We start from the raw sequence: 19,241 nt of genomic DNA on the forward strand, positions 1-19,241 counted from the left end.
TACCGTTTATCGGCGGTATGCCAGATTCAGCCGCAGATAACTTTCCTTACAATTCCTCGACTACAGTTTGCCTCATGCCTGCCCAACTCAAGCGTCGTCTGTTTATTTTCCTGCTCCTGGTGCTGTTGATTGCCGGGGGCTTCTTCGCCCATTGGTTTTTCAAGGGCCGCTTTTATGAAAGCACCGATAACGCCTATGTCCAGGGCGAGATCACCCGCGTCTCCAGCCAGTTGAGCGCACGCATCGACGAAGTGTTGGTGCAGGACAACCAGCACGTGGAAAAAAGCCAGTTGCTGGTGCGCCTTGAACCCAATGATTTCCGCCTCGCCGTCGACCGCGCCAATGCCGCCCTCGCCACCCGCGAAGCCGAGCGTTTGCAGGCACAAAGCAAATTGACCCAACAATCGAGCCTGATCGCCGCCAGCGACGCGCAAGTGGCGACCACCCAGGCCACGCTTGGCCGTTCGCAGATGGATTTGTCGCGAGCCGAAACCTTGCGCAAACCCGGTTACGTTTCCGAAGAACGGGTGACCACCCTCTCCGCTGACGCCCACATTGCCCGCTCGCAAGTGGCCAAGGCCCAGGCCGATGCGCAGAGCCAGCGCCAGCAGGTCAACGCACTGACCGCCGAGATCAAACGCCTCGACGCACAGATCGCCAACGCCCGCGCCGATCTGGCGCAAGCCGAACTCAACCTGACTCGCAGCGAGGTCCACGCACCGATCAGCGGCCTGATCGGCCAGCGTGCCGCACGCAATGGCCAAGTGGTGCAGGCCGGCGCGTATCTGCTGTCGATCGTCCCGGACGAAGACATCTGGGTGCAGGCCAACTTCAAGGAAACCCAGATCGGCCACATGCAGCCCGGACAAAAAGCCGAGCTGACCTTCGATGCCTACAGCGATACGCCGATCGAAGCGCGGGTCGACAGCCTGTTCGCCGCCTCCGGTGCGCAGTTCAGCCTGCTGCCACCGGACAACGCCACCGGCAACTTCACCAAAGTCGTGCAGCGGATTCCGGTGAAACTGACCTTCAAGGCCGACAACCCGCTGCACGGCAAAATTCGCCCGGGCATGTCGGTCACCGCCACCGTGAACATCAAAGACGCCCCAGACAATGGCCGGTGATTCGCTGATCCGCCCGGTCGGCGAACCGACCCGGCGGGACTGGATCGCGGTGATGAGCGTGATGCTCGGCGCCTTCATGGCGGTGCTCGATATCCAGATCACCAACTCTTCACTCAAGGACATTCAGGGCGCGCTGTCGGCGACACTGGAAGAAGGCTCGTGGATTTCCACCTCCTATCTGGTCGCGGAAATCATCATGATCCCGCTGACCGCGTGGCTGGTGCAGTTGCTCTCGGCACGGCGCCTGGCGGTGTGGGTGTCGCTGGGGTTTCTGGTGTCCTCGTTGCTGTGTTCGATGGCCTGGAGCCTCGAAAGCATGATCGTCTTTCGCGCCATGCAGGGCTTCACCGGCGGCGCGCTGATTCCGCTGGCGTTCACCCTGACCCTGATCAAACTCCCCGAACACCATCGCGCCAAGGGCATGGCGATGTTCGCCATGACCGCGACCTTCGCCCCGTCCATCGGCCCGACCCTCGGCGGCTGGCTCACGGAAAACTGGGGCTGGGAATACATCTTCTACATCAACATTCCGCCGGGCCTGATCATGATTGCCGGGCTGATGTACGGTCTGGAAAAAAAGGAAGCGCACTGGGAACTGCTGAAAAGCACCGACTACACCGGGATTCTCACCCTCGGTGTCGGCCTCGGTTGCCTGCAGGTGTTTCTTGAAGAAGGCCATCGCAAGGACTGGCTCGAATCGAACCTGATCGTGACCTTGGGCAGCATTGCCCTGCTCAGCCTGATCACCTTCGTCATCGTGCAGATTTCCAAACCCAACCCGCTGATCAATCTCGGCATCCTGCGCAATCGCAACTTCGGTTTGTCGAGCATTTCCAGCCTCGGCATGGGCGTCGGGCTGTATGGCTCGATTTATCTGCTGCCGCTGTACCTGGCGCAGATCCAGAACTACAACGCCCTGCAGATCGGCGAAGTGATCATGTGGATGGGCGTGCCGCAGCTGTTCCTGATCCCGCTGGTGCCCAAGCTGATGAAGTTCGTTTCGCCGAAGTGGCTGTGCACCCTGGGCTTCGGGCTGTTCGGCCTGGCGAGTTTTTCGTCGGGGGTGCTCAACCCGGACTTCGCCGGGCCGCAGTTCAATCAGATCCAGATCATCCGGGCGCTGGGTCAGCCGCTGATCATGGTGACCATTTCGCTGATCGCCACGGCGTACATCCTGCCGCAGGACGCGGGGTCGGCGTCGAGCCTGTTCAACATCCTGCGCAACCTCGGCGGCGCGATCGGCATCGCCCTGCTCGCCACGCTATTGGATGCGCGCACCAAGACCTACTTCGATTATTTGCGTGAAGCGGTGGTGCCGACCAATCCGCAGGTAGCCGAGCGGCTGGCGTCGATGACCGACAGGTTTGGCAGTGACACGGCGGCGCTCGGCAAGTTGAGTGAGATCGTGCATCAGCAGGCGCTGATCATGGCTTACAACGATGCGTTTCACTTTGTCGGGATTGCGTTGGGGATCAGCATGCTGGCGATCTTGTTGACCAAAAAATTACCGCAGGGGCTGAAGGCTGGGGAATCTCACTGATTTTTGTGGTGTCTGTACCGGCCCCATCGCTGGCAAGCCAGCTCCCACAGGTTTCTATGGTGCTCACAAATTTTGTGTACGCCATCAATCTCTGTGGGAGCTGGCTTGCCAGCGATGGGGCCCGGCCGGGCGATAAAAATCAAACCGCCAAAAGCCGCTCACGCAACTTGGCAATCTCATCGCGCATCTGCGCCGCCGCTTCGAACTCCAGATCCCGCGCCAGCTGATACATCTTCTCTTCCAGCGCGCGAATGCGTTTGGTGATTTCGCTTGGCGAACGCAGTTCGGCTTCGTACTTGGCGTTTTCTTCGGCAGCCTTGGCCATGCCTTTGCGCTTCTTGCTGCGCGAGCCCGGCACGGTGGCGCCCTCCATGATGTCGGCGACGTCCTTGAACACGCCTTTCGGGGTGATGCCGTTTTCCAGGTTGAAGGCGATCTGCTTGTCGCGACGACGCTCGGTCTCGCCAATCGCCCGTTCCATCGAGCCGGTGATGCGGTCGGCGTAGAGAATCGCCCGGCCATTGAGGTTCCGCGCAGCCCGGCCGATGGTCTGGATCAGCGAGCGTTCGGAACGCAGGAAGCCCTCCTTGTCAGCATCGAGAATCGCCACCAGCGACACTTCCGGCATGTCCAGACCTTCACGCAGCAGGTTGATCCCCACCAGCACATCGAAGGTGCCCAAACGCAGGTCGCGGATGATCTCGACCCGTTCGACGGTGTCGATGTCAGAGTGCAGATAACGCACGCGCACGCCGTGGTCGGCGAGATAATCAGTGAGGTCTTCGGCCATGCGCTTGGTCAGCGTGGTGACCAGCACCCGCTCCTCGACCGCCACGCGCTTGGTGATTTCCGAGAGCAAATCGTCGACCTGAGTCAGCGCCGGACGCACTTCAACCTGCGGGTCGACCAGACCGGTCGGACGCACCACTTGCTCGACCACGCGCCCGGCGTGTTCGGCCTCGTAATTGCCCGGCGTCGCCGAGACGAAAATCGTCTGCGGGCTGACCCCTTCCCACTCGTCAAAACGCATTGGCCGGTTGTCCAGCGCCGACGGCAAGCGGAAGCCATATTCGACCAGGGTTTCTTTACGCGAACGGTCGCCCTTATACATCGCGCCGACTTGCGGCACGCTGACGTGGGATTCGTCGATCACCAGCAAGGCATCGGCCGGCAGGTAATCGTAAAGGGTGGGCGGCGCCGCACCGGCCGGGCGCCCGGACAGGTAGCGCGAGTAGTTTTCGATGCCGTTGCAGTAACCCAGTTCGAGGATCATTTCCAGGTCGAAACGGGTGCGCTGCTCCAGACGTTGGGCTTCCACCAGTTTGTTGCTGCTGCGCAGGTATTCGAGGCGCTCCTGCAATTCGACCTTGATTCCTTCGATGGCGTCGAGCAGGGTCTCGCGCGGCGTCACGTAGTGACTCTTCGGGTAGAAGGTGAAGCGCGGCATCTTGCGGATGACTTCGCCGGTCAGCGGGTCGAACGCGGAAATGCTCTCGACCTCGTCATCGAACAGCTCGATGCGGATCGCTTCCAGATCGGATTCCGCCGGATAGATGTCGATCACATCGCCGCGTACCCGGAACGTCGCCCGGGCAAAATCCATGTCGTTGCGGGTGTATTGCAGGTCGGCCAGACGCCGCAGCAAGGCGCGCTGATCGAGTTTGTCGCCGCGATCGACGTGCAGCACCATCTTCAAATAGGTTTCCGGGCTACCGAGACCGTAGATGCACGACACCGTGGTGACGATGATCGCATCCTTGCGCTCGAGCAACGCCTTGGTCGCAGACAAGCGCATCTGCTCGATGTGATCGTTGATCGACGCGTCCTTCTCGATGAAGGTGTCGGACGACGGTACATAGGCTTCGGGCTGGTAGTAGTCGTAGTAGGAAACGAAATACTCGACCGCGTTGTTCGGGAAGAACGCCTTGAACTCACCATACAGCTGCGCGGCGAGGGTCTTGTTCGGCGCCAGCACCAGCGTCGGGCGCTGTACCTGCGAGATGACATTGGCGATGCTGAAGGTCTTGCCCGAGCCGGTCACACCGAGCAGCGTCTGGTGCGCCAGCCCGGCTTCGATGCCCTCGACCAATTGGCGGATCGCTTCAGGCTGATCGCCGGCGGGCTCGAAGCGGGTGACTAGCTGGAATTCGGACATACACACCTCTGGGATCGCGGCTCGCGCAGAAAACAGCCGAGCCGCGGGGATGACCGCAAACGACCGTTGTCGCCCAAGGAAAAACGAAGATTGTGCTCAATGTGGAGCCGATTGCCTCGGCTTTCAAGGCAAACGTCTTACATCCGGTAAAGTCTCTGACAGAGTCAATCGACTAACGGTCAAGAAATAATCGGAAAAACTTGCTTGAAAAGCTGAATCGCCTGTCGCCATTGCTCGGTGATGGCCTCTATACTAGCTCCCCGTTTGTGCACCGCTCTAGTGCATTCGGCTGGAGCGCGACACGTCCCTCCACTCTCCATTCAGAGCCGCCGTAATAATGAGCCTGTTCTCCGCTGTCGAAATGGCACCCCGCGATCCAATCCTGGGCCTCAACGAAGCATTCAACGCCGATACCAGGACCACCAAGGTCAACCTGGGTGTAGGTGTTTACTGCAACGAAGAGGGGCGAATTCCCCTGCTGCGCGCGGTGATCGAAGCCGAAACCATTCGCGCTGCTCAGCACGCTTCCCGTGGCTACCTGCCGATCGACGGCATCGCCGCCTACGACCAGGCGGTGCAAAAGCTGCTGTTCGGTAACGACTCGCCGCTGATCGCTGCCGGTCGCATCGTCACCACTCAGGCCGTCGGCGGTACCGGCGCACTGAAAATCGGTGCCGACTTCCTCAAGCAACTGCTGCCGAACGCCGTCGTGGCAATCAGCGACCCGAGCTGGGAAAACCACCGCGCGCTGTTCGAAACCGCCGGTTTCCCGGTGCAAAACTACCGTTACTACGACGCCGCCACCCACGACGTGAACCGTGCCGGCATGCTCGACGACCTCAACGCTCTGCCGAACGGCTCGATCGTTGTGCTGCACGCCTGCTGCCACAACCCGACCGGCGTCGACCTGACCCCGGCCGACTGGAAAAACGTGCTGGACGTGGTCAAGGCCAAAGGTCACGTGCCGTTCCTCGACATGGCTTACCAGGGTTTCGGCGACGGCATCGACGAAGACGCCGCAGCCGTGCGTCTGTTCGCTGAATCGGGCCTGACTTTCTTCGTTTCGAGCTCGTTCTCCAAGTCGTTCTCACTGTACGGCGAGCGCGTTGGTGCATTGTCGATCGTCAGCGAATCGAAAGAAGAAAGCGCGCGCGTGCTGTCGCAGGTCAAGCGTGTGATCCGCACCAACTACTCCAACCCGCCGACTCACGGTGCAAGCATCGTCGCCGCTGTGTTGAACAGCCCGGAACTGCGCGCCCAGTGGGAAGCCGAACTGGCAGAAATGCGTCTGCGCATTCGCGGCATGCGCGAGCAGATGGTGGACCTGTTGGCCGAAAAAGCCCCGCAGCGTGACTTCAGCTTCGTCGGTCGTCAGCGCGGCATGTTCTCCTACTCCGGCCTGACCACCGAACAGGTGCACCGCCTGCGCAACGAGTTCGGCATTTACGCCCTGGACACCGGCCGCATCTGCGTGGCTGCGCTGAACCAGAGCAACATCAAAGCGGTAACGGATGCGATCGTTCAGGTCATCTGATTTCGCCTGGCAATGAAAAACGGGAAGCCTTGGGGCTTCCCGTTTTTTATTTGTCCCGGAATGATCTCCACACCCTCTAGACTGCACACAAATCAACCTGTAGGAGTGAGCCTGCTCGCGATAGCGGTGGGTCAAGCAATGATGCTTCGGCTGACAAGACGCTATCGCGAGCAGGCGAAGGCCTACAGAGTTTTGTGTTTATCCAAGAATTCTGTGAGAACCCAAATGAAAAACGACAACCTGCGCGCCGACCGTGACGACCTGGATGATTTCATCCCGCGCACTACGGCCAAACGCGAGAAAAACCTGGTGCTGCAAGTCGCCGCCGGGGTGTTTCTCGGCGGTCTCGCCCTGTGGCTGGTGCAACTGGCGGCCACCGCAGCGTACGCCAAATTGCTGCTCGGAACGATTACCTTCGGCAGTTAAGCCAGTTCGCTCGCGCGCTGACTCGCGGCATCGTCATACGCGACGTAGAGCGATTCGGCGATCTGGCTTTTGATCGCCTTGGTGCTTTCCAGGCCGAGCACGAAACCTTCGGCTTTACCGCCAGCGCGATTGAGTTCCTCAGCCGTGCCGGCCTGAGTGATTGCGTCGAAGAGTTTCTCGGCGTGGGGTCCAACGCCCTTGGGCAGACTGATTTGCGCGATGCTCATGCGAGCACCTCGTTGTTGCGGATTGCAGGCTTCATGGCGCGTACCTTTTCGGCGAATGGCCGGCAGCGCGTGTGACCACTTCCGGGCAGCCATGGTAGACCTGTGGGGCGGTTCTGGTAATCGCCAATCACTGACAAATCACCGTCCGTCCTGCTGACAGCAGAAACTTTACACCCGACGCTTGACTTCTCTTTTTGAATCAGTAACATACGCACCAATTCCGCAATAGCTCAGTTGGTAGAGCAAATGACTGTTAATCATTGGGTCCCTGGTTCGAGTCCAGGTTGTGGAGCCAAATAGCAAAGCCCCTGAATTGAAAGATTCAGGGGCTTTTTTGTGGGCGTTCGAAAAGTCAAAAGATCAAAAGATCAAAGGATCGCAGCCTTCGGCAGCTCCTACATTTGGAATGCGTTCCCCTGTAGGAGCTGCCGAAGGCTGCGATCTTTTGATCTTCAAATAAAAAGGCCGAACTGTAGTTCGGCCTTTTTCATCCAGTCAGCGATCAGACGTGCTCGCTGCTCTTCACCTGGGGCTTCGGCGCGCCATGCCCATGATCGTGTTCATCAGGCTCGATCACCGGCACTTCCTTGCCATCGCAATCATGCAGCTTGCCGTCACTGAAGTAATCGCCTTCACGCAGCGCCGCCAGGTCGCGATAACGCAGGGTGCGCTCTTCTGCCGCGGCAAACACCGACTGCTGGTCCGAGTTGCCGGCAGTGAAGTGGTTGAAGGTCAGGTTCAGCACAATCGCCATGATCGCCGACGAGCTGATGCCCGAATGGAAAATGGTCGCGAACCAGCTCGGGAAATGATCGTAGAAGTTCGGCGCGGCAATCGGGATCATGCCGAAGCCGATCGAGGTGGCGACGATGATCAGGTTGACGTTATTGCGGTAATCGACCTTCGACAGCGTACGGATGCCGCTCGCCGCCACCGTACCGAACAGCACGATACCGGCACCGCCCAGCACCGAGGTCGGCACCGCAGCGATCACCCGGCCCATGAACGGCAGCAAGCCGAGAATCACCAGGAAGATACCGCCGGTGGCCACCACATAACGGCTCTTGATCCCGGTCACCGCCACCAGTCCGACGTTCTGCGCGAAGGCGCTCTGGGTGAACGAACCGAAGATAGGCGCAAACATGCTGGACAGCATGTCAGCGCGCAGACCGTTGCCCAGACGTTTGGAATCGACTTTGGTGCCGATGATCTCACCGACCGCCAGAATGTCCGCCGAGGTTTCCACCAACGTCACCATGACCACGATGCACATCGACAGAATCGCGGCGAAGTGGAAGGTCGGCATGCCGAAGTGGAACGGCGTCGGGAAGCCGAACATCGGCCCTTGAGCGACACCAGAGAAATCGGCCATGCCGAGGAACACCGCCAGAATCGTGCCGATCACCATGGCCAACAGGATCGACAGGCGCGAGATGGTCGAGCTGCCGACCTTGCTCAGCAGCAGCACCAGCACCAGCGTCACCGCCGCCAGACCGATGTTCTGCATGCTGCCGAAGTCCGGCGCGTGGCTGTTGCCGCCCATGGCCCAGCGCGCGGCCACTGGCATCAGCGTCAGGCCGATGGTGGTGATCACGATGCCGGTCACCAGCGGCGGGAAGAACTTGGTGATTCGCGAGAACACCGGAGTGATCAGCAAGCCGATCAACGACGCGGCAATCACCGCGCCAAGCACCGACTGGAAGCCGCCCTCCCCGCCACTGCTGACGATCGCGACCATGGTCGCCACACCCGAGAACGACACGCCCTGCACCAGCGGCAACTGACAGCCAAAAAACGGTAGACCCAGGGTTTGCAGCAGTGTCGCCAGCCCCCCCGCAAACAATGAAGCAGCAATCAACAAACCAATGTCCGCCGGCGACAGCCCGGCCGCCTGGCCGATGATCAGTGGCACCGCAACGATACCGCCGTACATGGTCAGAACATGTTGCAGGCCGTAAGCCATATTCGCGCCGACCCCGAGATTTTCGTCCTCGGGCCGTTGGTGTGAAACATGGGGCGTTTTCATGTGGGGGGTTCCCTGGTTTTTGTTATGCGCACACTGTATTCAATACTCAGGACAAATGTCCATAGAGTTGTATACAACTTGTCAGTCACATAATGGATAGGTAGCCACCGAACCTTCTATCTCACTGTCTCCATCCCCCCACAAATCCGGCAACACACTCCTTCCTTCATTCGAATCAGCGCCCACCAGGCTGAAGTGTTCATGGCGACCAGCGGTGCATCGGCGCTCTTTTTTATACATATAAAGTATGCATAATGAAGTCATTCGAAATTCAGTACGACAAAAGCAAGAACGCAGCCAATAAACTCAAGCACAGAGGCGTCAGCCTTGCCGAGACCGAGCCGGTCTTTCACGACGAACGCGCGCTGACGATCGAGGACAACGACCATGACGAACAGCGCTGGATCACTCTCGGTCTCGACGGCAAAGGGCGTTTGCTAGTGGTTGCGTACAGTTATCGCGGGGCCAATGTCGTACGAATCATTTCTGCACGTGCCGTCACACCGAGCGAGCGTTGCGCTTACTTTCTGGAGACTTGAACGATGAAAGATCAATACGATTTCTCGCAGGGCAAGCGCGGCGCATTGGCGCCCGCCAAGGGCAAGACCCGCATCACCATCATGCTCGATGACGCCGTCATCGAAGCCGCCCGTAGCGTGGCGGAAAACGAAGGCTTCGGTTATCAGACGGTGATCAACAACACTCTGCGCCATGCCCTGCTGGAGGCTGGCAGCAAAACGCAGGACGTCGAGCCGCCCCACTCCGGGCAATTCAAGAAAGGCATCACCGCCGCCGACCTCAAGAGCCTGGAAAAAAAGCTCTCGGCGGCGGCCGGGGAAATCCGCCGGGTACTGGAGCCGGAGGCCAAGCCCTGAGATCAGGCCGGTACGAGCATCCGCCCCAGCGACTCTCGCACATGCGGCTGGTCAGGCAGACGCAAGCCGAACTCCTGCTCCAGCACCTCGATCAACTCATCGACATCCGCTACCTCGCGGCGCTCGCTGTCGGCGCCCATGTGATGAATCGCGAAGCTGCCGTTGTTCAGGGTCCGACGCCAGCCATCGCCAGTGCGCGCAATCATCAGCCGTTTGGCGAACGGGGACTCGGGATGGGTCGAGACGTACCAGTTGCCAAGGGTGTAATCGATGTCTTCCTGGCGTTGCAGATCAAACAGGTACATCGCGCGCCACTCGCCTGCGACATTGGCGCGTAGCATGTAGCCGTCGGCCTGTTTCTCGATACGATAGGATTCATGCGGCGTCGGCTGTTCAGCCTCGCTATCGAGCAGCAGCGGCGCAGTCGGCACCATGCCGCCAAAGCCGACATCGGTGATGTAACGCTCGCCGTCGATGATCACCAGGCTCAAGCGATGGGTACGCGCCGTCCAGGTTCCCTCGGGTTGCGCCAATACCACGCGTCCGGAGATGCCACGGGCCTCGAAGCCCAATTCCTGCAGCAACGCCAGAAACAGATTGTTCAGTTCGTAGCAGTAACCACCCCGGCCACTGTGGAGTACCTTTTGTTCGACCGATGCCAGATCGATCAGCACCGGCGCGCCAGTGATCGTCGACAGATTCTCGAAGGGAAAAACGCCGGTATGGCGCAACTGCAACTGCTGCAGGGTTGCCAGGGTCGGTGCTGGTGGGGCATCGAAGCCCAGACGTTGCAGGTATAACGCCGGATTCGCCAGACGTGGCTCGCTCATTGCTCAGTCCTTTTGCATGTGGCCGCGGATCGCTGCGCCGCTGGCCGACAGGTATACGGGATCAGGCCACGACTCCGACAATTGATTTCGCCAATCAGCGCTACCGCCGCTTGCGTGAACCGATGCGAATCCAGGTCGGAGCATGGTCGCTGGCGTGCGGTTCGTTGCGCCCCCAGGCGTCGACCCCGGCCTCGTGCAGATACGGACTGAGTGCCGGGTTGAGCAGCAGATGATCGATGCGCAAACCGGAGTTGGTTTGCCAATGCTGGCGGAAATAATCCCAGAAGGTGTAGAGGCGATCCTCGGGATACAGATAGCGCAGCGAATCAGTCCAGCCCTGATCCAGTAGCCGTTGATAACACTCGCGGCTCTCGGGTTGCAGTAGCGCATCCTTGAGCCAGGAGCGAGTGTTGTAGATGTCCATGTCGGTGGGCACCACGTTGTAATCGCCGGCCAGCACCACCGGATGATCGCTGCCTTGCAGATCCTTGGCGTAGCGGATCAGGCGTTCGAACCAGGCCAGTTTGTAGTCGAACTTCGGCCCCGGCTGCGGATTGCCATTGGGCAGGTACAGACAGCCGACCAACACCCCATGCACCGCCGCTTCAAGATAACGGCTGTGCTTGTCGTCCGGATCACCCGGCAGACCGCGACGGCTCTCCAGCGGTTGCGCATCGCGGGCGAGAATCGCCACGCCGTTCCATGACGCCTGCCCGTGCCAGATCGCGCCGTACCCCGCTGCCTCCAGTTCGGCGGCGGGGAATGCACTGTCGACCGACTTGAGTTCCTGCAGACAAGCGATGTCCGGTTGCTCGCGCTTGAGCCACTCCAGCAGGTTCGGCAAGCGTGCGCGCAGGCCGTTGACGTTGAACGTGGCGATCCGCAGGTTTTTCATCGTTCAGGCTCCGGCGAACAAGGTGTGAAAATTGTGACCCTGTGCTGACGGCGGTGGTTGCATCGGATCAACCCGCTGCGGCGTAATAAGCGCTCGCCATTGCCCCGAACTGCCGAGACTCGATTCCATGCTCACCACCCTGCAAGGCCCGCGCATCCTCCTGCGTCCGCTTCAGTACAGCGACGCCGACGCCCTGCTCCGCGCTGCCGCCGACGGCGAACTGTGGAACCTCACCGTCACCGTGGTGCCGTCGGCGAGTACCGTCGACAGCTATCTGAAGAAGGCCCTCGACGGCCGCGACGCCGGCACGGTCATGCCGTTTGTGATTGTGTTGAAGGATAGCGGCGAAGTGATCGGCTCGACCCGGTTCTGGAAGATTGATCCGCTCAATCGCAAGCTGGAAATCGGCAGCAGCTGGATTTCCGCGCGCTGGCAGAAATCCTTCGTCAACACTGAAGCCAAATACCTGATGTTGCGCCACGCCTTCGAGGTGCTCGATTGCGTGCGAGTGCAGTTCACCACCGACGAGAACAACCAGAAGTCGCGCAACGCGATTCTGCGCCTCGGTGCGCAACAGGAAGGCATCGTGCGCCACGAGCGGATCATGCCCGACGGCCGCAAACGCAACTCGGTGCGCTTCAGCATCATCGATGACGAGTGGCCGCAGGTGCGTCAGGCACTGGAGCAGAAACTGGCGGCCGACCGACACTGAGGCTCGACAACCGCTCGTCAGGCAATCGGCACCAACGGGTAAAAGCGTCAGACCAAAGTCAGGTAACCGACCCCTTCTGGAGACGTACCATGACTACACGCACACTCACCTCGTTGTTACTCGCCGGCCTGCTCGCCGCCACCTCGGCTGCCAGCTTCGCGGCGAACGACAGCTCTGGCACATCGAGTACCAACCCCGACGTCAACAAAAGCACGCCCAAGCCGCCGGACAACACCCCGGGCGCACCTGCCGGCAGTAACGGTGCGGGTAGCCCTGGTTCTGGCAACGGCACCGGCACCAATGGCGGCGCCATGGGCTCTGGCTCGGGGGCTGGCGGCGGTACAGGCGCGGCCGGGGGCGGAACCGGCGGTGCGGGCGGTGGCTCGGGCAGCTGAACGAACCGGCGTTACGGTTGGTGATGAGACCCGCGTGAGGGAGCTTGCTCCCTCACGCTTGTTGAAGCGTCGAAACCTCAGCGATCCGAACGAATCAACTCGGCAAAGCCTGCATCCAGCGACAACACCGCCGCGCGATTGCGACCGGCATTTTTCGCCTGATAAAGCGCCGCGTCTGCACGCTGAATAAACACTTCCAGACTGTCATTGCCACTCGGGATGAACGAATAGCAGCCCAGACTCACCGTCAGATACCCGGTCGGTGACCCGCTGTGGGTGATGCGTTTATCCATCACGCTGCGGCGGATCTGCCCGGCAATCGCCAATACGCCATTTATATCGGTATCCGGCAGCAGCACCGCAAACTCCTCGCCACCATAACGCACCGCCAGGTCAGCCTTGCGCTGGCAGCAATTTTTCAACACCTGCGCCACCTGCGTCAGGCAATGGTCGCCCGCCACATGGCCGTAGGCATCGTTGTAGCGTTTGAAGAAATCGATATCGAGCATGATCAGGCCGACCGGACTCGACTGCCGTGCGCCACGGGCAAATTCGACTTCCAGTGAACGCTCGAACAGGCGCCGATTCGCCAGTCCGGTCAGGCTGTCGTGGGTCGCGATCTGCTCCAGTGCGCGCTGCGCCTTGCGCAGGTTTTTCTCGATGCGCTCGCCGTCGCGCACCTGATGAATGAACACCCAGCCGAACAGTCCGACGCCGAGAATCACCAACGCCACAATCACGCTGGACTGAAAGGCCCGCTCGTACCAACCCTTGAGAATCGTGTCGCGCGAGGACGCCGCAGCGACCACCAGCGGATACGAGCCCAACTGACGGTAGCCGTACAAACGCACCACGCCGTCGACCACCGACTTGATCATCGCGGTACCGGCTGGAGCCTCGGGCAGCAGCTTCTGATAAATCCTGCCTTGCGCCAGTGACGAGCCGATCAGGCCTTCGTCGAACGGTCGCCGCGCCAGCAACGTGCCGTCCTTGAGTCCGAGAAACATGATGCCGTTGTCATCAAGGCTGAAGCTTTTGAAGAACCGGTCGAAGTACGCCATCTTGATCCCGGCCATCAGCACGCCCTGGAAATTGCCGGCACGGTCGTTGATGCGTTTCGAGATCGGGATGATCCACTCGCCATTTTCGCGGCTGCGAATCGCCGGGCCGATGTGCGCCACAGTGGAAACGTTCTGCTGGTGAAACTTGAAGTATTCGCGGTCAGCCACACCATTGCCACGGGGCAGATCGGTGAACGAGGTGATCACCCACTGGCCCTCGCGATCGAACAGGAACATGCCGTGCAACTGCTCCAGTTGCTGCACCCGACGTGCAAAAGTTTTTTGCAGACGAGGTCGCTGCGCGGCACCGTAACCATCGTCCTCGACCCAATCCACCAGACTGGTAAGCACCAGGTCGGCGGCCAGAAACGTGTCTTCGGCCTGCTGCGCCATGGCCCGGGTCAGGTTGATGGACGCCATTTGCGCAGTCGCCAGATCCTGGCGCCGTGTCTGCTCCAGTTGCAGATAGAGCAAGCCGGACAGGCACAGGCACACTGCAACGATGAACAGCGCTGCCGCCTTGCGCAGCGGCAGGCGTTTAAGCGTGCCGGGAGTCTGATGCGGGTCGTGAATGGGGATTGGCAAAAACGTGTCCTGGGCAGGTACGACAGGGGCCGCAGCCCGAAACCCTTGCTTTTCGTGAGCGTAGCCCACCGGGGTGTGCACGGCAAACCCGCCGCGCCAATACACGCCCGCCCCGTTGTATCGGCGCGCGAGGGATTTGGATGACCTCCGCACGTCGATTTATTTTCAGTTGTGGTTTTGCGGGTGATCGCCCTCGCGTATCTGCGCCGGGCAATCGCGCAGCGCACCGATGACGGCTAACGGGGTTTGTTGATTTCCCGCAGCAGATCCGCGACCGGCAGGTTCATGATGTTTGAGTAGTAGGGTTTGTAGCCGTACGCGGTGACGACGACTTTGCAGGGGATTTGTTGTTTGTTGGCGAGGAGGTGATTCAGTTCTGTTACTGAAAGATTTCTCTCAGAACTTCGGTTGCTGGAAGTTTCACTGAGGAATGCGCGAGTAAGGTAGGAAAACTTTCCCTTGTTGTTTTCATTTTTTTCCGGCCGTATCAAACCGGATGCGGAAAACTGTATGGCTTTGCCTACTGAGAAATCATGATCATCCGCCAATGCGCAATGAAGCATGCCCGAAATCATCCCAACTCGCTCCCCGCGATCAAAAAGATCCAACACATCAACGTCCGACTGATACCGGATGATGTATAGCAGCGACTTTTCTCTTTCCACAGATTCAAAGCTCAGGTTTGCGGGAGGCTTTGTGTGGTCTTTCGCACAACCAGAGCAAATAGCGAGCAAGCCGCAGAGGAGTAACCTGTACATCATGGAAAATCCTTCGTGATTGAGTCAAAAAGCATATCGGCTGCAGATTTGCTCCCCGCGATACGGGCAGTAAACAACCCCAATGCATTTGCATGATTAGTATTCATATTGACGTTCAATGAAGGGCCACAGGAGATAAGCCACTTTTCACCAAGCCGTCGAAATTCACATTCGGCGAGCCACTGGCGATCGGATTAGTGCCGTGCCCCGGGAGTGGGCAGGCGGTTGGATCGGTGATGCGGGCGGCGGGTTTTCCGCTCATGAACAGCTCCTTGCAGTGTTGCGGGTCATCCTTTTGGGGGCGCAAGCATGCGTGAATTTTCCGGGTGCTTCAAACCTTCAGGCGAAAAAAAGGCGCCCGCTCGGGCGCCCTTTCCTGTTCGTGAAACCGCTCGCATCAACGCGACGGCGGCACCCGAATATCCCCCGCCCGGCACTGCGTCTTCACGCCCTTGCCGCACGCGCCGAACTGCAGATCCTTGCCCATGCACACCCGCACTTCCGAGAGTTCCGGGCCGCTGCAGATCACCGCGATGCCATCCGCCGGGATCCCCGGATTGGCCTTGCGGAACAGGTCGGCGATTTCCTGGGCTTCGAAGTAATACGAGGAGCTGAACGGTTGCAGCTCCTGCGGGATTTTCACCGCGCCAACCGCTTTGTCCGCTTCCTCCAGATAGCCCATTGCGCCGAGACCGCTGCAGGTACCGTGCTTGGACCATTCGTGATCGAGCAGTTTCTTGGTCGGGAACAGCGTAAGGCCCTTGGTGGTTTCCGCCGCCGACAACATGGTCAGTGGCGGGCAGGATTCCGGCCAGCCGCCATTGGCGTATTGCGGCCACAGACCATGCAACACAAAGCCGTAACCCTTGCCGGAACACTGCACGTCATCCTTGTGAGTGAGGCAAAAGGTCGGCGACCAGGACAACGTCAGCAGGTAATAATCGAACTGCCCCGCCACCGCTTCCGTTTGTACTTTGCTGGCGTTCGACTGACGCGCCGAACTCAGGCCGATGCTACCGGCCGTCAGCGCGATCAGCGCCAGAATTGTAAACAGCTTTTTCATGTACCCGCTCCTTGGGACGCCTGCGTCCGTGGTTTTCGATGCTGACCAGACTTGGCCAGCGCTGATTTCGCCATGCTTGTGTTGCAAGCGCATGACGCAAGGCAAGGCCGTACGCCGTTGAACGGTCTACGATTAACAGGCAGACATCAAACCAAGGGATCCGAAATGAGTAAAGCAGACGAACTCGCCGCCAAACTCAAGCAAACCCGGCACACCCATGCGGATGCCGCGCTGGAGATCGATTGCTGGCCGGCGCAGGTCTACGATCTGTACCACCGCATCGAAGCCTGGCTGCAACCCGTCACCGAAGTCGGCCTGAAAATCCGCCGCAATCCAACCCACGTTTGCGAAAGCTCACCCGATGGCGAAAGTCACGATTACGCGATCGACCAACTGGTGATCGAAGCCAACCAGCAAACCCTGACCTTTGATCCCATCGCCCGGTTCACCGAAGACGGCGCCGGCCGCGTGCAGATCACCCTGCCCGAGCGCAACACCTACCTGCTGCGTACCGTCGATGACCATCATGAAAGCCATTGGTGGCTGCAGACGGTGGAAACCGGTCTGGAACTGGATGCGATTGCGCTGACCGAGAACAATCTGTTGCAGGTGGTGCAGGAAGGACTGGGCCTGTAATTTCTTCACGTTCACCGCTCAGAACAACAAAGACCCGCCACACTCAACGGCCAGACTTCCTAAAGAATTCTGGCCATTTGTCGTTACAGGACCACTAGTCATACTCGATGGAAATTTTGTTCGCATGGATGCTTCGACCGCACCAACGTTTACACAGTTTTTCAAGCGCAATTTCAAACGTGTTCTTAATTACTGGAGCCAGATCACCGTCACTCTGGGTTTTCTCGGCGCAGGGTTGGCAATCCTTGGGCTATACGTCTACACCCGGGCAATTGGTCGTACTGACCTTTTCCTGGCAGGTAGCGATGCCAAGTCAGCCCTTGCTATCTGGCTTTTACTGATCGTGCTGATCATGGTGGGCTACCTTGGCGTGCTCTCCGCCAGCGCATGGTTCTACGGCATTACCGTATCGATGTTCGAAAAAGTGCCAAAAAGGCACAAGCAGATCGCTGCCTGGTTGCTGCTTCCTTTGTGCTTTGGCTTTTGTACCTTCACTTTTCTGCTTTTCAAGTTCTCGAATACATTCAGCGCCGGAGGTTCGATGCTGTTTGTTTTTTCCTCGACCCTGCTCGCCTACCTTGCTCTTTTCCTGTTCAAACACTTCCGAAAGATTTTCAACAAAAACACCCGTCGAATGGGAGTCTGGAAGAAAAACGGGTTCCGACTCTTGATCGGTAGCATGATCGGCTTTGCCGTTCTGTGTGCGTCACTCCCCACATTGCTGATTATCTCGACCTACGTCGGCGAAGATAACGCGCAGGCGGTGGTGGTTGTCGGGTTGTTCTCCCTCGGCACACTCATTTTCAGTCTTGTTCCGGTTTTCATTTTTTACATCAGCAAAGGTCATGTCTTCGCGCGTATCGCTTATGGCATCGCAACAGCATTGGTGCTGTTCAGCGGGTTTCTTCTTTTATCACCAGGTGCAATGCCGAGCATCACCTACGCCGCCGCAGGAAATCTGGCTATCCGTCAGCAGCCGGCACGGTTCATTCTCGACGAAAATATCAGCCTGGGAGACGTGGATAACAGAGCGTGGAGGACCAGACTCAATGAAAAGAAAAAGGTTGAAGTCACCGCATTTCCATTGTTCGCCTTCGGCGACGTTTTGCTGTTGTGCAGCAGAGATTTGCAGCGTTTGAACCTATATGACTTGCCCCGCTACACAGGCTTTTGCATCGCCACACGCAACAGCAAGGTGACCCAGAAACCATGGCATCCCGGGCTTGCGCGTGCGCTCACCTGGCAACAGCGCGCTGAGCACGTTTTGGGTTGGGAGCATTTGCGCTTAGCTGTTTTCAAACCCATTCACGCATCACCACGAGCGCTCGAATTCAAACGCTTGAATGATCAGATGACTGAACCTGCCAAAGCTGTGGTCCCCTTCTCCGCTGACTGAAGATAGGCTGGGAAATTCTGGCGACAGCAACGGCCACGTACCGCATCAGCAAACTGCATATTGCCACCGCCAAAGAACGTGGATCAGCAGCCGGATCGTGTGTTACTAAACACCTTCCCCTGCGAATCCACTCCCTCAAAAAAGTCCGGTAAATATGCACAATCAAAAAAAATCGGCGTTGCTCGGCATTTTTCTAGCCCTTTCCTGCGTCGCTCACGCTCAGGAAAGCCCTTCGCACCTCGACAGCATCCAGCAACAAGGCCAACTGCGCGTCTGCACTACCGGCGACTACAAGCCCTACACCTTCAAGCGCACCGACGGCGACTTCGAAGGTATCGACATCGCCATGGCACGCTCGCTGGCCGACAGCCTCGGGGTCAAAGTCGAGTGGGTGCAGACTACCTGGAAAACCCTGATGCCGGACATGCAGGCCGGCAAGTGCGACATCGGCATGGGCGGCATTTCGGTGACGCTGGAACGGCAGAAAAAAGCCTACTTCAGTAACACCCTCGACAGCGACGGCAAGATTCCGCTGGTGCGCTGCGCCGACCAGTCCAAATACCAGACCATCGAGCAGATCAACCAGCCCAACGTGCGTCTGGTTGAACCGGCGGGCGGCACTAACGAAGCCTTCGTCCACGCGTTCCTGCCCAAGGCGCAACTGGCCCTGCACGACAACGTGACGATCTTCCAGCAACTGCTCGACAACAAGGCCGACGTGATGATCACCGACGCCTCGGAAGCGCTGTACCAGCAGAAACTCAAACCGGGGTTGTGCGCGGTGAATCCGCACCAGTACATGCAGTACGGCGAGAAGGCGTACCTGCTGCCGCGCGATGACATCAGCTGGAAACTGTACGTCGATCAGTGGCTGCATCTGAGCAAAGTCACTGGCAGTTATCAGAAGGTCATTGGTGAGTGGCTGGCGCTGCCGCAGTAATCGTCCAGGCACGAACTTTGTGGCGAGGGAGCTTGCTCCCGCTGGACTGCGCAGCAGGCCTTC

The 19,241-nt window shown here is 59.0% G+C and carries 19 protein-coding genes, 1 tRNA gene and 1 pseudogene; 12 read left to right on the plus strand and 9 right to left on the minus strand.

All coding sequences use genetic code 11. From position 1 onward, the window contains the following. Positions 1 to 74 precede the first annotated feature (74 nt). Positions 75 to 1,124, plus strand: a complete 1,050-nt coding sequence (locus ABV589_RS05165) for an HlyD family secretion protein (protein WP_367085155.1) — start codon at positions 75 to 77, stop codon at positions 1,122 to 1,124. 49 nt (positions 1,125 to 1,173) lie between these two features. Further along, the gene (locus tag ABV589_RS05170; protein WP_367086173.1) at positions 1,174 to 2,664 is read left to right on the plus strand and encodes an MDR family MFS transporter; all 1,491 of its coding nucleotides are present in this window, start codon (positions 1,174 to 1,176) and stop codon (positions 2,662 to 2,664) included. Between the two features lie 139 nt (positions 2,665 to 2,803). Here ABV589_RS05170 and uvrB read toward each other — a convergent pair whose 3' ends face one another. Continuing rightward, the gene (gene uvrB / locus ABV589_RS05175; protein ID WP_367085156.1) at positions 2,804 to 4,819 is read right to left on the minus strand and encodes an excinuclease ABC subunit UvrB; all 2,016 of its coding nucleotides are present in this window, start codon (positions 4,817 to 4,819) and stop codon (positions 2,804 to 2,806) included. Positions 4,820 to 5,156: 337 nt separating this feature from the next. On the opposite strand from uvrB, the gene ABV589_RS05180 reads away from it, so the two are divergent. Together ABV589_RS05180 and ABV589_RS05185 are read left to right on the plus strand one after the other, a co-directional pair. Beyond that, a complete protein-coding gene (locus ABV589_RS05180; RefSeq protein WP_367085157.1) occupies positions 5,157 to 6,353 on the plus strand; it encodes an amino acid aminotransferase in 1,197 nt (398 codons plus the stop codon). 225 nt (positions 6,354 to 6,578) lie between these two features. Next, the gene (locus ABV589_RS05185) at positions 6,579 to 6,779 is read left to right on the plus strand and encodes a hypothetical protein (protein WP_007969217.1); all 201 of its coding nucleotides are present in this window, start codon (positions 6,579 to 6,581) and stop codon (positions 6,777 to 6,779) included. On the opposite strand, the gene ABV589_RS05190 is transcribed toward ABV589_RS05185, so the two are convergent. Then, positions 6,776 to 7,006 (minus strand): hypothetical protein, encoded by a 231-nt coding sequence (locus tag ABV589_RS05190; RefSeq protein ID WP_007969215.1) that lies wholly within the window; start codon positions 7,004 to 7,006, stop codon positions 6,776 to 6,778. The two genes, ABV589_RS05185 and ABV589_RS05190, sit on opposite strands and share 4 nt — an antisense overlap. Positions 7,007 to 7,225: 219 nt before the next feature. Between ABV589_RS05190 and ABV589_RS05195 the strand changes: the two genes are divergently transcribed. Further along, positions 7,226 to 7,301: transfer RNA gene (locus ABV589_RS05195), tRNA-Asn, on the plus strand. Positions 7,302 to 7,508: 207 nt separating this feature from the next. On the opposite strand, the gene ABV589_RS05200 is transcribed toward ABV589_RS05195, so the two are convergent. Continuing rightward, positions 7,509 to 9,032 (minus strand): nucleobase:cation symporter-2 family protein, encoded by a 1,524-nt coding sequence (locus ABV589_RS05200; RefSeq protein ID WP_007969565.1) that lies wholly within the window; start codon positions 9,030 to 9,032, stop codon positions 7,509 to 7,511. 254 nt (positions 9,033 to 9,286) lie between these two features. Here ABV589_RS05200 and ABV589_RS05205 point away from each other — a divergent pair, with 254 nt between their 5' ends. Continuing rightward, positions 9,287 to 9,571, plus strand: a complete 285-nt coding sequence (locus ABV589_RS05205; protein WP_367085158.1) for a BrnT family toxin — start codon at positions 9,287 to 9,289, stop codon at positions 9,569 to 9,571. A gap of 3 nt (positions 9,572 to 9,574) precedes the next feature. Beyond that, complete coding sequence (locus ABV589_RS05210) at positions 9,575 to 9,907, plus strand: BrnA antitoxin family protein (protein ID WP_367085159.1); 333 nt, start codon at positions 9,575 to 9,577, stop codon at positions 9,905 to 9,907. Positions 9,908 to 9,909: 2 nt separating this feature from the next. Here ABV589_RS05210 and ABV589_RS05215 read toward each other — a convergent pair whose 3' ends face one another. Beyond that, a complete protein-coding gene (locus ABV589_RS05215; RefSeq protein ID WP_367085160.1) occupies positions 9,910 to 10,737 on the minus strand; it encodes an arylamine N-acetyltransferase in 828 nt (275 codons plus the stop codon). Positions 10,738 to 10,837: 100 nt separating this feature from the next. After that, the gene (gene xth / locus ABV589_RS05220) at positions 10,838 to 11,632 is read right to left on the minus strand and encodes an exodeoxyribonuclease III (RefSeq protein WP_367085161.1); all 795 of its coding nucleotides are present in this window, start codon (positions 11,630 to 11,632) and stop codon (positions 10,838 to 10,840) included. A 127-nt stretch (positions 11,633 to 11,759) separates the two neighbouring features. Between xth and ABV589_RS05225 the strand changes: the two genes are divergently transcribed. Together ABV589_RS05225 and ABV589_RS05230 are read left to right on the plus strand one after the other, a co-directional pair. Further along, positions 11,760 to 12,344, plus strand: coding sequence for a GNAT family protein (locus ABV589_RS05225; protein WP_202370427.1), 585 nt, complete (start codon positions 11,760 to 11,762; stop codon positions 12,342 to 12,344). Positions 12,345 to 12,433: 89 nt separating this feature from the next. Continuing rightward, entirely contained in the window at positions 12,434 to 12,739 is a 306-nt protein-coding gene (locus ABV589_RS05230; protein WP_003226473.1) for a hypothetical protein, read from the plus strand. Between the two features lie 77 nt (positions 12,740 to 12,816). On the opposite strand, the gene ABV589_RS05235 is transcribed toward ABV589_RS05230, so the two are convergent. The 4 genes and pseudogenes from ABV589_RS05235 to ABV589_RS05250 form a co-directional block, all read right to left on the minus strand. Beyond that, the gene (locus ABV589_RS05235) at positions 12,817 to 14,385 is read right to left on the minus strand and encodes a sensor domain-containing diguanylate cyclase (protein ID WP_367085162.1); all 1,569 of its coding nucleotides are present in this window, start codon (positions 14,383 to 14,385) and stop codon (positions 12,817 to 12,819) included. Positions 14,386 to 14,621: 236 nt separating this feature from the next. Next, positions 14,622 to 15,146: a hypothetical protein gene (locus ABV589_RS05240; RefSeq protein ID WP_367085163.1), complete on the minus strand. Its 525-nt coding sequence runs from the start codon at positions 15,144 to 15,146 to the stop codon at positions 14,622 to 14,624. A 148-nt stretch (positions 15,147 to 15,294) separates the two neighbouring features. Beyond that, positions 15,295 to 15,405 (minus strand): annotated as a pseudogene (locus tag ABV589_RS05245) (PAAR domain-containing protein); the annotation flags it as partial. A gap of 135 nt (positions 15,406 to 15,540) precedes the next feature. Next, positions 15,541 to 16,206 (minus strand): ribonuclease T2, encoded by a 666-nt coding sequence (locus tag ABV589_RS05250; RefSeq protein WP_367085164.1) that lies wholly within the window; start codon positions 16,204 to 16,206, stop codon positions 15,541 to 15,543. A gap of 165 nt (positions 16,207 to 16,371) precedes the next feature. Here ABV589_RS05250 and ABV589_RS05255 point away from each other — a divergent pair, with 165 nt between their 5' ends. The 3 genes from ABV589_RS05255 (at position 16,372) to ABV589_RS05265 (ending at position 19,178) form a co-directional block, all read left to right on the plus strand. Beyond that, entirely contained in the window at positions 16,372 to 16,842 is a 471-nt protein-coding gene (locus tag ABV589_RS05255) for a hypothetical protein (protein WP_367085165.1), read from the plus strand. A gap of 124 nt (positions 16,843 to 16,966) precedes the next feature. Continuing rightward, positions 16,967 to 18,238, plus strand: coding sequence for a hypothetical protein (locus tag ABV589_RS05260; RefSeq protein WP_007969577.1), 1,272 nt, complete (start codon positions 16,967 to 16,969; stop codon positions 18,236 to 18,238). Positions 18,239 to 18,392: 154 nt separating this feature from the next. Further along, a complete protein-coding gene (locus tag ABV589_RS05265; RefSeq protein WP_367085166.1) occupies positions 18,393 to 19,178 on the plus strand; it encodes a transporter substrate-binding domain-containing protein in 786 nt (261 codons plus the stop codon). Positions 19,179 to 19,241: the final 63 nt, after the last annotated feature.

It is taken from the genome of Pseudomonas sp. HOU2, assembly GCF_040729435.1.
GTDB lineage: Bacteria > Pseudomonadota > Gammaproteobacteria > Pseudomonadales > Pseudomonadaceae > Aquipseudomonas.

Bases quoted from the DNA above. Each gene is read 5' to 3' on its own strand.
- ABV589_RS05230 (WP_003226473.1), top strand. From the start codon at position 12,434: ATGACTACACGCACACTCACCTCGTTGTTACTCGCCGGCCTGCTCGCC.
- ABV589_RS05180 (WP_367085157.1), top strand. From the start codon at position 5,157: ATGAGCCTGTTCTCCGCTGTCGAAATGGCACCCCGCGATCCAATCCTG.
- ABV589_RS05190 (WP_007969215.1), bottom strand. From the start codon at position 7,006: ATGAGCATCGCGCAAATCAGTCTGCCCAAGGGCGTTGGACCCCACGCC.
- ABV589_RS05260 (WP_007969577.1), top strand. From the start codon at position 16,967: ATGGATGCTTCGACCGCACCAACGTTTACACAGTTTTTCAAGCGCAAT.
- ABV589_RS05200 (WP_007969565.1), bottom strand. From the start codon at position 9,032: ATGAAAACGCCCCATGTTTCACACCAACGGCCCGAGGACGAAAATCTC.
- ABV589_RS05250 (WP_367085164.1), bottom strand. From the start codon at position 16,206: ATGAAAAAGCTGTTTACAATTCTGGCGCTGATCGCGCTGACGGCCGGT.
- ABV589_RS05240 (WP_367085163.1), bottom strand. From the start codon at position 15,146: ATGATGTACAGGTTACTCCTCTGCGGCTTGCTCGCTATTTGCTCTGGT.
- uvrB (WP_367085156.1), bottom strand. From the start codon at position 4,819: ATGTCCGAATTCCAGCTAGTCACCCGCTTCGAGCCCGCCGGCGATCAG.
- ABV589_RS05225 (WP_202370427.1), top strand. From the start codon at position 11,760: ATGCTCACCACCCTGCAAGGCCCGCGCATCCTCCTGCGTCCGCTTCAG.
- ABV589_RS05210 (WP_367085159.1), top strand. From the start codon at position 9,575: ATGAAAGATCAATACGATTTCTCGCAGGGCAAGCGCGGCGCATTGGCG.
- ABV589_RS05255 (WP_367085165.1), top strand. From the start codon at position 16,372: ATGAGTAAAGCAGACGAACTCGCCGCCAAACTCAAGCAAACCCGGCAC.
- ABV589_RS05185 (WP_007969217.1), top strand. From the start codon at position 6,579: ATGAAAAACGACAACCTGCGCGCCGACCGTGACGACCTGGATGATTTC.
- ABV589_RS05165 (WP_367085155.1), top strand. From the start codon at position 75: ATGCCTGCCCAACTCAAGCGTCGTCTGTTTATTTTCCTGCTCCTGGTG.
- ABV589_RS05205 (WP_367085158.1), top strand. From the start codon at position 9,287: ATGAAGTCATTCGAAATTCAGTACGACAAAAGCAAGAACGCAGCCAAT.
- xth (WP_367085161.1), bottom strand. From the start codon at position 11,632: ATGAAAAACCTGCGGATCGCCACGTTCAACGTCAACGGCCTGCGCGCA.
- ABV589_RS05215 (WP_367085160.1), bottom strand. From the start codon at position 10,737: ATGAGCGAGCCACGTCTGGCGAATCCGGCGTTATACCTGCAACGTCTG.
- ABV589_RS05265 (WP_367085166.1), top strand. From the start codon at position 18,393: ATGCACAATCAAAAAAAATCGGCGTTGCTCGGCATTTTTCTAGCCCTT.